The organism is Methylobacterium sp. UNC300MFChir4.1 (assembly GCF_900110155.1).
Taxonomy (GTDB): Bacteria; Pseudomonadota; Alphaproteobacteria; order Rhizobiales; family Beijerinckiaceae; genus Methylobacterium.
The window spans coordinates 170901-183995 of record NZ_FOCS01000013.1 but is presented as its reverse complement, the minus strand read 5'-3'; the positions used below and the strand labels follow the sequence as shown (position 1 = coordinate 183995).

Genomic DNA, 13095 nt, shown 5'->3' with positions numbered 1-13095 from the left:
CGGTATTAGCCCTAGTTTCCCAGGGTTATTCCGAACCAGAAGGCACGTTCCCACGCGTTACTCACCCGTCCGCCGCTGACCCCGAAGGGCCCGCTCGACTTGCATGTGTTAAGCCTGCCGCCAGCGTTCGCTCTGAGCCAGGATCAAACTCTCACGTTGAAGAGATTGATCTGGCCGATCACGTATATTCTCAGACGGAGCCTCACATCGACCAAGTGCCAGACGCTTCACAGCGCCAGAACACCCGTCGGTGAGCTCAGAAAGAAGAACAACAGATCGGCACAAGTCTACTCACGCTAGATCTCTCGACCTAGCCGCAAGGACAAACGCCGCCCGCGTCTCCCTTCCTCATTCCAACTTGTCAAAGATCAGTAATCACTCTCGTAATTACCGGTCGAGAAGAAGTCAAGTACCTCGGCTTTCGCCAGATCTACTTTTTTAAATCTCGGTAAGTCCGTCCAACCCGCTCCGTTTTTCTTCCGGACCGCGTCGGGAGGCGCCGTATAAGCTGCCCCGGACTTTCCTGTCAACCACCCTTTTCCCCGGCGACGGAACCGAACCGGCCGAACCGGATCTCGGTGCCTCCGTCGACAGGGCGCGACGCGGAACGGCCCGGAGGCCCTTCGGTGCGGCGCTGGACGATGGACGCTCCCTCACGCACCCGGTCCGGGTCGAGCCTGCGCTCGCGCCCGACGGCGTCGCGATCCGGAAGGATCGGTGCTGGCCGGTAATGCTGAGGAAGTCCCGGCGGACGACGTGCCGTCGTGACCGGTGAGACGGATCTAAGGGCCCGAACCGCCTGGCGCAAGGGGCCGAGCGCGGGGCGGCCCCGACCGGGACGCACGGCTCGCGGATCGCGGCCGGCCCGCTCGACGGGCCGCACCCCCACCGGTCGACGCGGGTGCTCCCCCCGGCGCTGCGCACGACCCACACCGCCTGAAACCATCGCGGCGGGTGCGCGAAGAGGCGTGATCGCGGTTGATCCTGAGGGACTCGATGACGCTGCTGCACGATCTCACGGGTGCGTCCCCCGGCATGACCGGGACCGCCCTGCTCCTGCGCCTCTCCGCCATCGGCGCGGCCCTGGCCGGGACCGCCGGCACTTCGCGTATGCCGGCGGCTGGCTCTCGCCCGGCCAGCTCACGCCGGCCCGGATCATCGACCGGTTCGAGCAGGTGAACGGACCGCATCCCGGCTTCCGGCGCAACCACGCCAAGGGGATGTGCGTCGCGGGCCGCTTCACGAGCAACGGCGCGGGCGCGCGCCTCTCGAAGGCGGGCGTGTTCGCGGCGGAACGCGTGACGCCGGTCGAGGGGCGGGTGGCGCTGGCCGGCGGCCAGCCCTACGCGGCCGACGCCGCCGCCACCGTGCGCAGCCTCGCCCTGCGCTTCCGGCTGCCGGACGGCGAGGAGTGGCGCACCGGCATGAACAACATCCCGGTCTTTCCGGTGCGCACACCCGAGGCCTTCTACGCGCAGCTCCTCGCGGCCAAGCCCGATCCGGCCACCGGCAAGCCGGATCCGGAGCGCCTGAAGGCCTTCTTCGCGGACCATCCGGAGAGCGCGAAGGCCGCCGCGCTGATCAAGGCGCGGACCGTGACCGCGGGCTTCGCCGACAGCACCTACTGGAGCCTCAACGCCTTCCGGTTCGTCGCCGCGGACGGCGCCGCCCGGCCGGTGCGCTGGGCCATGGTCCCCGACCCGGCGCCGGCGGCCGAGGCCGCACCGGGCGGCGCGAACGCCCTGTTCGACGCGCTCGCCGCGCAGCTGGCCCAGGGTCCCCGGCACTGGCACCTGATCGTCACGCTCGGCCAGGCCGGCGACCCGACCGCCGACGCGACGCGGCCCTGGCCGGCCGACCGCGAGACGGTCGATGTCGGCACCCTGACGCTCACGGCGGCGACGCCGGAGGCCGCCGCCAGCTGCCGCGACGTCAACTTCGATCCGCTGGTGCTGCCGGACGGCATCGCGCCGAGCGACGACCCGCTGCTGAGCGCCCGGTCGGCGGCCTACGCGCGATCCGTCTCCCGCCGGTCCGGCGAGGCCAAGACCCCGAGCGCTGTCACCGGCGCCGCGATCCACGGAGCCGCCCTGTGACCGAGCCCGACCGCTTCGACCGGCCCGCCCGCCTGCTCCACTGGACCATGGCAGCGCTGATCCTAGCCATGCTGCTGATCGGCGTCGCCATGGTGGCGTCGCTCGCCGAGTACGGCGCCCTCGTGGCCCTGCACCGGCCGCTCGGGATCCTGATCCTGGTCCTCGCCGGGCTCCGACTCGCCTATCGCTGGCGCCATGCCCCGCCGCCCCTGCCGGCCGATCTTCCGGGCTGGCAGAAGCGCGCGGCCCACGCCTCGCACATCCTGCTCTACGGCCTGATGCTGGCCATGCCGCTGATCGGCTGGGCGATGCTGTCGGCGGCGCGCTACCCCGTCATCCTCGCCGGTTCGGTGGTCCTGCCGCCGATCCTGCCGCAGGACCCGATCCTGTACGCGGCCCTGCGCCGGCTCCACACCGTGCTGGCCTACGGGCTGTTCGCCCTGATCCTCGCGCATCTGGCGGCGGCGCTGCTGCACGCGCTGATCCGCCGGGACGGGGTCTTCGCCAGCATGGCGCCCTGGCGTTCGACACCGGCCAGGACCACCGAGCCGCCGAAACGACTCTATCGTTCTCTTGAAAGTCTGATCCGTTCTCCATAAAGAACGCTCGCCCGATCTGGTCGGACGGGACGGGCGATCTCTGCGTGGAGGACGAGGCGATGTCAGAGGGATTAGCGGCGCGTACCGTCGCGGCGGCCAACGGCGTGGCCCAGGACGCGGCCTTCGGTGCGGTGATCGCGCCGATCCACCTGTCGACGACCTTCAAGTTCCCGGCCTTCGAGCAGCCCGGCCCCTACGATTACTCGCGCCTGGGCAATCCGACCCGGGACGCGCTGGCCGACACGATCGCCAAGCTCGAGGGCGGCGCCTGCGCCGTCCTGGTGGCGAGCGGCATGGCAGCCCTCGACCTCGCCCTGTCGAGCCTGCGGCCCGGCGATCTCCTGGTCGCGCCGCACGATTGCTACGGCGGAACGCACCGCCTGCTCAGCTTCCGCGCGGAGCGGGGCCATTACCGCGTCGCCTTCGTCGACCAGACCGATCCGGACGCGCTGGCGGCGGCCCTGGCCCAGGGACCGAAGGTCGTGCTGATCGAGACCCCGAGCAACCCGCTGATGCGCGTGGTCGATGTCCGGCGGATCACCGCGGACGCGAAGGCGGCCGGCGCGCTGGCGGTGGTGGACAACACCTTCCTATCGCCCGCCCTGCAGCAGCCGATCGCCCTCGGGGCAGACCTCGTCGTCCACTCCACCACCAAGTTCCTGAACGGCCATTCCGACGTGATCGGCGGGGCCGTGATCGCCGCCGACAAGGCGATGGGCGAGGACCTCGCCGCCTGGGCGAACACGATCGGCGTCACCGGCTCGCCCCTCGACGCCTACCTGACGCTCCGCGGCCTGCGCACCCTGTTCGTCCGGGTAGAGCAGCAGCAGCGCAACGCCGCGGCCCTGGCGGCCTTCCTCGACGCCCATCCGGCGGTGGCCCGGGTCCACTATCCGGGCCTGCCGACGCATCCGGGGCACGCCCTGGCCAAGGCGCAGCAGGCGGGCTTCGGGGCGATGCTGAGCTTCGAGCTGGCCGGCGGCCGCGACGCGGTGAGGACCTTCGTGGAGGCCCTGCGGGTCTTCACGCTGGCCGAGTCGCTCGGCGGCGTCGAGAGCCTGATCGCCCATCCGCCGACCATGACGCACGCGGCGATGGACCCGGAGGCCCGCGCCATCGCGGGCATCACCGACGGGCTGCTGCGCCTGTCGGTCGGCCTGGAGGCGGAGGCCGACCTGCTGGCCGATCTGGGGCGGGCCTTCCAGGCCCTGGAGGGCTGAGCCGGCCGGTCACTCCTCCTCGACCACGCTGAACCCGGATTCGTCCTCGACAACCCGGAAACGGGCGCGCTGCACGGTCCGGGAGCGCTCGGCCGCCTCGTCGCGGCACTTGTCGAGATGGGCGGCGCGGTTGACCACCCGCAGGTTCGGCGCGCCCCAGTAGCCGAGGAGCTCCGGCCAGGGCGCGTCGCGGTGCTCGCGCCAGACCCGGTAGAGCGGCAGCAGGTGGTCGACCTCGGCGGTCTTCAGCAGGCGCTTGCCGGTGGTGGTGCAGCGGTGGCGCTGGCGGAGCTTGAGCGCCCGGACCTGGGCGTGCGGCGCGATCCAGAATTTCCACGCCGCGACACAGGCCGCGTGCCAGCCGGCATTGGTGTTGGGCGCGCCGCGCGCCCAGAGATCCCGGTGCCAGCCGAACCGGTAGACTGGCTGGCCGCAGATGCAGCAGGCGCCCCGCCCGCGGGCGAAGGCCGGATCGCGGAACGGCGCGGGCGGCGTGCGGAAGCTCCCGGCCCGCCCCTCGGCCCCGATCTGCCACGCCCAGCCCTCGGGCGTGCCGGAGCGGGCCGCCAGCGCCCGGGCGAGCCGGTCGGCCCGGAGGATGTGGTTGCGCCAGTAGCTCTCGACGGCGAGCCGCGGCGTCGGCGGGATCAGGGGCCGCGCGAGGGCGTGCTGCAGGACCGGCGCCGGGAAGATGGCCGGCAGGGCCTTCTCCAGCCGTTTCCGGGCCTGCACGTTGCGGAGGGTGCGCCAGCTCGATGTCGTCATGCCGGACCGATGGTAACCCGGCCGGCGCGGCGCCGCGACGGCGCCGGTGCAACAGCTCGCCGGTCCCGCGCGGTCGCCGCTCGGGGTTAAGAAAATGTTTCCCGTGAAACATCGTGCTGCTCGGCAGGCCCGGCGCGGCCGCACCGGTCCGGCTCAGAGATCCACCGCCATCGACAGGAGGTAGGTGCGCGGCGCGCCCTGGAAGAAGGTGCCGAACGAGGCGACCCCGGTCCAGTACCGCGCGTCGGTCACGTTGAGGACGCTGGCCCGGAAGGTCGTCGGCCGCTCGGCGACGCGCGTCGTGTAGTGCAGGCCGAGGTCGAGGCGGGCCCAGTCCGGCAGGGCCTGGGTGTTCGCGAGGTCGACGAACTGCCGCCCGGTATAGATGACCGCGCCGTTGAGCGTCAGGCCGGGCAACCCGGGCAGGTCCCACTCGGCCCCCAGGCTCGCCTGGACCTCCGGCACGCCGATCGGCCGGTTCCCGCGATTGGCGGCGAGCGCCGTCCTGACGAGGCGTCCGTCGAGCAGGGTCACGCCGCCGACCACCCGTACCTGCGGGGTGATCTCGCCGAACAGGCTCAGCTCGAGCCCGCCGACGCGCTGCTCGGCGGTCGCCGCGAAGCGCCCCTGCGGGCCGAGCTCGCCCGCGGGCTTCGTGATCCGGAAGGCGCCGAGCGTGGCGCCGAACCGGCCGAGATCGAGCTTCACGCCCGCCTCGACCTGTCTGGCCACGTAGGGCTCCAGGATCGTGCCGGAATTGGTCGCCACCGCCGGGGCCACGTCGCCGCGGCTCAGGCCCTCGATATAGTTGCCGTAGAGCGAGACCGAGTCCCAGGGCCGCACCACGAGGCCGACCATCGGGGTCGTGGCGCTCTTGTCGTAGGACGAGGTGAGCGTGCCGACATTCGACACGTAGTTGTGCGCCTCCACGCGCTGGCGGCGCACGCCCAGCGTCAGCAGGACGCGCTCGTCGAGGGCCGACAGCGTGTCGGCCACCGCGATCCCCGACAGGGTGCTGTCGGACAGGCGGGGCCGGCCGACGCCGTAGATCGGCGCGATGTACGGGACGAGGGTCGGCGCGTAGAGGTTCGACAGGTAGGCGCCCCGGCCGGGCGAGAACCGCCGTGCCGTCGCCTCGTCGTACACGGAGCCCTGCACGGTCAGGGCGTGCCGGATGAAGCCGGTCTCGAACCGGGCCCGGACGCCACCGTCGTAGGTGAGCCGGTCGACGCCCAGCGCGTAGAATTGCGGCGTGCTGGTCGTGTCGCCGCGGCCATTGAGGATCGTCGGCGCCGACTGGAAGTAGCGCTCCACTCCGGTCTGCCCGCCGCCGACATCCGCGAACAGCGTGACTTGATCGGTCAGGTCGTACTCGGTGCGCAGCAGACCGCCGCGATCGTCGACGTCCGAGTATTCCCAGGGCTGGGTCAGGTTCAGGCGGCCGTCGGGCGCCCGCGGTACGGGCACGCCGGCCCGCAGGAGGAACGGGCGCAGCGGCGCGTTGAAGCGGTCGGTCTGCGCCAGCAGGTAGAGCCACGCGCGGAACCGGTCACCCTGGTAGTCGAGGGCCAGGGCCCCGACGCCGGTCGTCTCGGTCTGGCGGTCGAAGGGCGTGGCGCCGCCGTGCAGGCTGCCGACGACGCGGGCGCCCCATTCCCGGCCAGGCCCCCAGCGGCGGGCGACGTCGACCTGGCTGCCGCCCCAGGCGGTCGAGCCGTAATCCAGGGTGACGCGGGTCAGGTCCGCGCCGGCGCGCTTGGGGACGATGTTGACCACGCCGCCGACCGCGCCGTTCGGCGACACCCCCGTGAGGGCGGCGGACGGCCCCTTCAGGACCTCGATGCGCTCCACGTAGTCGGTGAAGATGCGGAAGCTCGGGGCGACGCCGTAGAGCCCGTCGAAGGCGACCTCGCCGCTGGTGTTCTCGTTCGAGGGGAAGCCCCGGATGGAGAAGGAGTCGAACGGCGCCCCCGTGGTCTGCGTGGCGCGCACCGACGGATCGAGGACCAGGGTCTCGGACACCGTCCGCGCCTGCCGGTCCCGGATGAGCGTGTCGGTGTAGCTGGCGATGCTGAAGGGCGCCTTCTGGGTCTCGGTATCGCCCAGAAGGCCGAGGCGCCCGCCCCGCGCCACCTGACCACCGGCATAAGCCGGGACCGGGCCGCGCGGCGCGGCCGCGCTCGCGACCGACAGCTCGTCGAGCTGGATGTCCCGGCCGGCCCCGGCCTCCTCGGCGCGGGCGGCGTGCGGCCCGGAACCGACGAAGCCCAGCAGGACAGCCATCGGGAGAACCGGCCGGGCCGCGCGCCGCCGGCGCCGGTTCCGCGCGGAAACAGGTACTGAAAAGTCGTGGGACTGCATTGTCGTGACGATGGCTCCGAATCACGGAGCAAGGCAGCAAATATCTCTACATGTGTCAAAAATACATTTGGAGAAATTACAACTCTACAGTGCGATCGCAGCGCTGATCGAACATTATAGATATTTATTGTCGTATATACATAGATGTATTTCAGGACATCGTGTTTATCAATGACGCGACCATCTTCGCGCGATCGGGGCGGCGATTTCACGGAGGGCCGGGCCGCAGCTCGGCCGAGGCGCACGGCTGGGATCATCGGTCCGGACGAGGCCGCCGAGGCCGGACCCGGCCGCGATTTCCCGTGGATCGTGCGCGGCCGGTCGGGCCGCCGGGGCGTTCGACCGCGCGACCACCGGATCCCGACGGGCCCGCGGGAGCGCCGACCGGCGGCCGCGGCGCCGCGATCGGGGCGCCCGGTTGCCAGGGTTGCCCACCCCGCCTAGACGGGCCCGGCGCGAAACGTGCCTGTCACCCCTCCTCTTGTGCAGAGGTCTTCTCCCGTGATCACCGGTCCGTGCCTCATCGTCCAGCCGATCCACGCGGCAGGCCTCGACCGGTTGCGCGCGGCCGGCCTGGAGCCGCGCCCGGCGAGCGCGACCGATCCCAAGACGCTGGCGCGCGAGGTCGCCGACTGCGTCGCCGTCATCACCCGCAACACCGGCTTCCCGGCCCGCGCCATCGCGGCGGCGCCGGCCCTGCGGGTGATCGGGGTGCACGGCACCGGCACCGACCACGTCGCCACGGCCGAGGCGACCGGGGCCGGGATCGTGGTGGTGAACACGCCCGGCGCCAACGCCGTCTCGGTGGCCGAGCAGACGCTGGCGCTGATCTTCGCCCTGGCCAAGGCCCTGCCGGAGGCCGACCGCTCGGTCCGGGCCGGCGACGACAGCTTCAAGTTCACCGCCCGGCTGATCGAGCTCGCCGGCCTGACGCTGGGCCTCGTCGGCTTCGGGGCGATCGGGCAGGCGACCGCCCGGCTCGGCGCCGCCCTGGGCCTGCGGGTGCTGGCCTACGGCCCGAGCCGCCCGGACGCGGACTTCGCCAACGCCGGCGCCCTGCGGGCCGCCTCGGTCGACGCGCTCCTGGCGGAATCCGACATCGTCTCCCTGCACGTGCCGCTGACCCCGGGCACCCGCGGCCTGATCGGCCGGGACCAGCTCGCCCGGATGAAGCGGGAGGCCTTCCTGATCAACACCAGCCGCGGCGGCCTGATCGACGAGGCGGCCCTGGTGGAGGCGCTGGAGGCGGGCACGATCGCGGGCGCCGGGCTCGACGTCTTCGCCCAGGAACCGCTGCCGGTCGACCACCCGCTGGCCCGCCAGCCCCGGGCGATCCTGACACCCCATGTCGGCGGCTCCACCGGGGCGGCCCTGATCCACACCGCCGAGACCGCCGCGACCCGCGTGGTCGACGTCCTCGCCGGCCGGCGGCCGGGCGGGCTGGTCAACCCGGACGTCTGGGAGCGGCGGCGCGAGGTGTGATGGTCTCCCCTCTCCCGTGCGGGAGAGGGTTGGGGTGAGGGACGAGAGGCTTCGGGATCAAGCACCCGATCGACGCGATTCGAGGGGGAGCCTCACTGGTGAGGTCTCACCCCTCACCCTGTCCCTCTCCCGCACGGGAGAGGGGACCCGCGGCCGATCCTGACGGCGCGGCGGTCGTGGCCGGCCCGGTTCACGGTGTTTCGTCCGGACCGCGACCGCCCGCCGCGCGCCGTGTCATGCAATCGTCGCAGACGGGCCGGAAAGCCACCCGCTGCATCCGAGGCCAGAGAGGGCTCCATGGACTTCCACCGTCGCTTCACGGTCCTGATGTGCGCCCCGGCCTTCGACCCGGACGATCTCGAGGGCGCGCGCGTCAACCAGATCGTGGCGGCCGTGGAGCAGCGCGGCTTCGAGGTGGTGCGCGCCCGGCGCGTCGAGGACGCGGCCATCGCGGTCCAGACCGACGCGGCGGTCGGCTGCCTCGTGGTCGACTGGGGCAAGCGCGGCCTCGACGGCAAGGCCGCCGCCCTCATCGACATGATGCGCCGGCGCGGCCTGGAGATGCCGATCGTCATCATGGTCCGCCGCAAGCGGCTGGAGGACATCCCGGTCGAGCTCCTCGACTTCATCGACGGCTACATCTTCCTCGCCGAGGAGACGCCGGAATTCATCGCTCGCGGCCTCGTCAGCCGGGTCACGCAGTACGCCGAGACCCTCAAGACCCCGTTCTTCGGCGCGCTCGTCGACTACGCCGAGAAGGGCAACCAGCTCTGGACCTGCCCGGGCCACAACGGCGGCATCTTCTACAACCGGTCGCCGATCGGCCGGATCTTCGTGGAGCACCTCGGCGAGGCGATCTTCCGCGACGACCTCGACAACTCGGTCCTCGATCTCGGCGACCTGCTGACCCACGAGGGCCCGGCGCTGAAGGCCCAGAAGGAGGCCGCCAAGATCTTCGGAGCGGAGAAGACCTACTTCGTCCTCAACGGCACCTCGGCCTCCAACAAGATCGTCCTGTCCTCCCTGGTGGCCGAGGACGACCTCGTCCTGTTCGACCGCAACAACCACAAGGCGGCCCACCACGGCGCCCTGTTCCTGGGCGGCGGTATCCCGATCTTTCTGGAGACCGACCGCAACGCCTACGGGCTGATCGGGCCGATCTTCCACGAGGCCCTGGATGAGACCCGGATCCGGGAGAAGATCCGCCGGAACCCGCTGGTGACCGACCCGGAGGCGTGGCGCCGGGAGCGGCCGTTCCGCGTCGCGGTGATCGAGCAGTGCACCTACGACGGCACGATCTACGACGCCCAGGAGATCCTGGAGAAGATCGGCCACCTCTGCGACTACATCCTGTTCGATGAGGCCTGGGCGGGCTTCATGAAGTTCCACCCGCTCTACGCCCGCCGGTTCGCCATGGGGCTGACCGGGCTCGACGAGACATCGCCCGGCATCGTCGCCACGCAGTCGACCCACAAGCAGCTCGCGAGCTTCTCCCAGGCCTCGCAGATCCACACCCGCGACGGCCACATCCGCGGCCAGACCCGGCGGGTCGAGCACAAGCGGCTCAACGAGAGCTTCCTCGTCCACGCCTCGACCTCGCCCTTCTACCCGCTGTTCGCCTCCCTCGACGTCGGTGCCCAGATGATGAAGGGGCGCTCCGGCATGATCCTGTGGGACGACACGATCCGGCTCGGGATCGAGTGGCGCAAGAAGGTCCGGGCGATCCGGCGCGAGTTCGAGGAGAACGAGCGCGACCCCGCGCGGCGCTGGTTCTTCGACCCCTTCGTGCCGGACGTGACGGTGAATGCCGACGGCGCCGAGGTGCCGTGGGAGAGCGTGCCGACGGACGAGCTCGCCACGACGCCGCGCCACTGGGAGCTGAAGCCGGGCGCGCGCTGGCACGGCTTCACCCACGTGGCGCCGGGCTACGCCATCACCGACCCGAACAAGCTCACCGTGCTGACCCCCGGCTTCGACCGGCACACGGGGGCCTACGCCCAGCACGGCGTGCCGGCGCCGATCGTGGCGCAATACCTGCGTGAGAACCGGATCGTCGCCGAGAAGAACGACCTGAACTCGCTGCTCTTCCTGCTGACCCCGGGGGTGGAATCCTCCAAGGCGGGCACGCTGATCTCGGGCCTCGTCGCCTTCAAGCGGCTCCACGACGACAACGTCCCGCTGGAGGAGGCCATGCCGGAATTCGTCAACCGCCGGCCGAACCGCTACCGGGGCGTGCGCCTGCGCGACCTCTGCGGCGAGTTCCACGCGTTCCACCGGGAGGCCGGCACCTCGACGCTGCAGCGGCGGCAGTTCGCCCCCGAGCACCTGCCCGAGATGGTGATGCCGCCCAAGCGGGCCGCCCAGCTGCTGACGCGCAACAAGGTCGACTACGTGCCGATCGCCGAGGCCGAGGGGCGGATCGCCACCACGCTGATGCTGGTCTATCCCCCGGGCATCGGCACGGTGCTGCCCGGCGAGCGCCTGGACGACCGAGCCAAGCCCATGCTCGACTATTTCAAGATGTTCGAGGCGTCCGCCAACCTGTTCCCGGGCTTCGAGGCCGAGATCCAGGGCGTCTACCGCGAGGTCGACCCGGACGGGCGGATCCGCTTCCACACCTACGTGGCGCGGGAGGGCGCCTGATGGAGATCGAGGCCGAGACGCCCGGCCTGCTCCCGGCCCGGTCCTGCCCCGACATCGTCATCCGCCCGTCCTCGGATGCCGATGTCGAGGCCATGGTGGCGATCTACGAGCACCACATCAGCCGGGGCGTCGGCGATGTCGGCGTCGCCGAGGAGGACCGGCTGCTCCCCGACGACCTGAAGCGGCGGCGCAAGACCATGCGCAAGAAGCGTCTGCCGCACCTCGTGGCGGACCGCGACGGCGCGGTGGCGGGCTACGCCTACGCGGTGCCGTTCCGGAAGCGGCCCGCCTACCGCTACACCCTCAAGCACTCGATCTACGTGCATCCCGACCACCTGCACGCGGGGATCGGCCGGCGGCTGCTGCCGGCCCTGATCGAGGCCTGCGCGGCGGGCGGCTACCGCCAGATGATCGGCTACATCGACGCCGAGAACGCGGCCTCCCTGCGGCTCCACGAGGCCTGCGGGTTCGAGCGGGTCGGCTACCTGCGGGCGGTGGGCTTCAAGTACGGCCATTGGTCGGACAGCGTCATGGTCCAGCGGGCGCTGGGCACCGGGTCGGAGGACCGGCCGGGGTAGCGGGCCGGGATCGGGCGGCCTCCGACGCCCGGCCGCCGTCATCGCGAGCGCAGCGAAGCGATCCAGTAGCGCCACACTCATGGAGGGCGCGCTGCCCTGGGTCGCTTCGCTGCGCTCGCGATGACGGAGTGCGTGACGTCCGAAGGATCCGACCCGAGCCAACCTCAGTGGCCGGAGGCCGGGTTCGGCGTGGCGACGAGGTCGACCTCGACGCCGACCTCGAGCGCCACCCACTGGCCCGAGGCCCAGGCCCCCTGCCCGACGCCGAACTCGGTGCGGACCAGGCCGACGCGCCCCGCGGCGTGCGCCGCGCCACCCTCGAGGGTCAGGTGGAACGGCAGCGTCACCGGCCGGCTCGTGCCGCGGATCGTCAGTGTGCCGACGGCCGCGTAGTCGCCCTGTCCCTTGTCGACGAAGCGGATCGCCTCGAAGCGCGCCTCGCTTCCCGCCTTGACGTCGAACCAGTCCTTCTGCGGCAAGGCCCCGTCGCGCTGGACGTCCCCGGTCCGCGCGCTGGCGAGGTCGACCAGCACGAGCGCGTGCCCCGCCTCGGGCCTGGCGGGGTCGAAATCGATGTCGGCCTTGAACCGCTCGAACCGCCCGGTGAACGGGACGCCGACCTGCACGCCGGAGAACCGGATCGCGCTCCTGGCCGGATCAACCGCCCACTCGGCGGCGGCGGCCGGCAGGGTGACGGCCTGGAGAGCCGCCAGCAGGCACAGGTGACGCGCGTTCATCGGGGCGGCTCCACATTGGGGGCAGTCGACGCCCGGCGCCCCGGCAGCATGCGGCGCAGCACGTCGTCGCGCAGGAGGAGGTGGTGGCGCAGGGCCGCCGCCACGTGGACGGCGAGCAGGGCCGCCAGGAACCACGCCCCCAGGGCGTGGACCCGCTTCAGGACGGCCTCGGCGGCGCCCGGGTCGGGGACGAGGGCCGCCAGCGGCAGGTGCGGCCAGGGAACGATCCCGTACAGCACCGTCGGGATGTTGAACGGCGACAGCGAGACCACGGCCCAGCCGGTCAGGGGCAGCCCGACGAGCAGCAGGTACAGCAGGTGATGGGCCGCTGCGGCCGCCCGGCGCTCCCGCGCCGGCATGCCCGCGGGGTGCGGCGGCGGCCGGTGGGTCAGGCGCCAGAGGACCCGCAGGGCCGTCAGCGCCAGCACGGTGATCCCGACCGACTTGTGCCACTGGTAGAGCTGGAACTGGCGCAGCGGTGCCAGGGCCGCGTGCGTCATCGTCAGGCCGAGGCCGATCAGGACGAGCACGCCCAGCGCGCTCGCCCAGTGCAGCAGGATCGCCACGGCGGAGTACCGCCGCGCGGAAACCCCTCGCGCCATGGCGGATTCTCC

Annotated in this window: 9 protein-coding genes, 1 rRNA gene and 1 pseudogene; 6 read left to right on the top strand and 5 right to left on the bottom strand. The window is 71.7% G+C overall.

The annotated features are described in order from the left end of the window. Window positions 1–159 (bottom strand): 16S ribosomal RNA (locus BMY19_RS18590); the annotation flags it as partial. Window positions 160–996: 837 nt separating this feature from the next. Here BMY19_RS18590 and BMY19_RS18585 point away from each other — a divergent pair. The 3 genes and pseudogenes from BMY19_RS18585 (at window position 997) to metB (ending at window position 3915) form a co-directional block, all read left to right on the top strand. Then, window positions 997–2096: pseudogene (locus tag BMY19_RS18585) on the top strand (catalase family peroxidase). After that, window positions 2093–2695: a cytochrome b gene (locus BMY19_RS18580; protein ID WP_100252540.1), complete on the top strand. Its 603-nt coding sequence runs from the start codon at window positions 2093–2095 to the stop codon at window positions 2693–2695. The pseudogene BMY19_RS18585 and the gene BMY19_RS18580 overlap by 4 nt, the downstream one beginning before the upstream one ends. 59 nt (window positions 2696–2754) lie before the next feature. Next, entirely contained in the window at window positions 2755–3915 is a 1161-nt protein-coding gene (metB, locus tag BMY19_RS18575; protein WP_100252550.1) for a cystathionine gamma-synthase, read from the top strand. A gap of 9 nt (window positions 3916–3924) precedes the next feature. Here the strand turns inward: metB and BMY19_RS18570 are convergent, their stop codons facing one another. Together BMY19_RS18570 and BMY19_RS18565 are read right to left on the bottom strand one after the other, a co-directional pair. Next, window positions 3925–4680 (bottom strand): hypothetical protein, encoded by a 756-nt coding sequence (locus BMY19_RS18570; RefSeq protein ID WP_100252539.1) that lies wholly within the window; start codon window positions 4678–4680, stop codon window positions 3925–3927. Between the two features lie 153 nt (window positions 4681–4833). Then, complete coding sequence (locus BMY19_RS18565; RefSeq protein WP_100252538.1) at window positions 4834–6963, bottom strand: TonB-dependent receptor; 2130 nt, start codon at window positions 6961–6963, stop codon at window positions 4834–4836. Window positions 6964–7542: 579 nt separating this feature from the next. Here BMY19_RS18565 and BMY19_RS18560 point away from each other — a divergent pair. The 3 genes from BMY19_RS18560 (at window position 7543) to BMY19_RS18550 (ending at window position 11744) form a co-directional block, all read left to right on the top strand. Continuing rightward, window positions 7543–8523: a hydroxyacid dehydrogenase gene (locus tag BMY19_RS18560; RefSeq protein ID WP_100252537.1), complete on the top strand. Its 981-nt coding sequence runs from the start codon at window positions 7543–7545 to the stop codon at window positions 8521–8523. A 297-nt stretch (window positions 8524–8820) separates the two neighbouring features. Next, window positions 8821–11166, top strand: a complete 2346-nt coding sequence (locus BMY19_RS18555) for an Orn/Lys/Arg family decarboxylase (protein WP_100252536.1) — start codon at window positions 8821–8823, stop codon at window positions 11164–11166. Further along, entirely contained in the window at window positions 11166–11744 is a 579-nt protein-coding gene (locus BMY19_RS18550) for a GNAT family N-acetyltransferase (protein ID WP_100252535.1), read from the top strand. The genes BMY19_RS18555 and BMY19_RS18550 overlap by 1 nt, the downstream gene beginning before the upstream one ends. Before the next feature lie 164 nt (window positions 11745–11908). Here BMY19_RS18550 and BMY19_RS18545 read toward each other — a convergent pair whose 3' ends face one another. Both BMY19_RS18545 and BMY19_RS18540 read right to left on the bottom strand, forming a co-directional pair. Beyond that, window positions 11909–12481, bottom strand: coding sequence for a YceI family protein (locus BMY19_RS18545; protein WP_100252534.1), 573 nt, complete (start codon window positions 12479–12481; stop codon window positions 11909–11911). Further along, window positions 12478–13083 (bottom strand): cytochrome b, encoded by a 606-nt coding sequence (locus tag BMY19_RS18540; RefSeq protein WP_100252533.1) that lies wholly within the window; start codon window positions 13081–13083, stop codon window positions 12478–12480. Before BMY19_RS18540 ends, BMY19_RS18545 begins: the two co-directional genes overlap by 4 nt. Window positions 13084–13095: the final 12 nt, after the last annotated feature.

What these genes read in the sequence shown, in the direction of transcription:
- metB (WP_100252550.1), top strand. Translation starts at nt 2,755, where the DNA reads ATGTCAGAGGGATTAGCGGCGCGTACCGTCGCGGCGGCCAACGGCGTG.
- BMY19_RS18570 (WP_100252539.1), bottom strand. Translation starts at nt 4,680, where the DNA reads ATGACGACATCGAGCTGGCGCACCCTCCGCAACGTGCAGGCCCGGAAA.
- BMY19_RS18565 (WP_100252538.1), bottom strand. Translation starts at nt 6,963, where the DNA reads ATGGCTGTCCTGCTGGGCTTCGTCGGTTCCGGGCCGCACGCCGCCCGC.
- BMY19_RS18555 (WP_100252536.1), top strand. Translation starts at nt 8,821, where the DNA reads ATGGACTTCCACCGTCGCTTCACGGTCCTGATGTGCGCCCCGGCCTTC.
- BMY19_RS18550 (WP_100252535.1), top strand. Translation starts at nt 11,166, where the DNA reads ATGGAGATCGAGGCCGAGACGCCCGGCCTGCTCCCGGCCCGGTCCTGC.
- BMY19_RS18545 (WP_100252534.1), bottom strand. Translation starts at nt 12,481, where the DNA reads ATGAACGCGCGTCACCTGTGCCTGCTGGCGGCTCTCCAGGCCGTCACC.
- BMY19_RS18540 (WP_100252533.1), bottom strand. Translation starts at nt 13,083, where the DNA reads ATGGCGCGAGGGGTTTCCGCGCGGCGGTACTCCGCCGTGGCGATCCTG.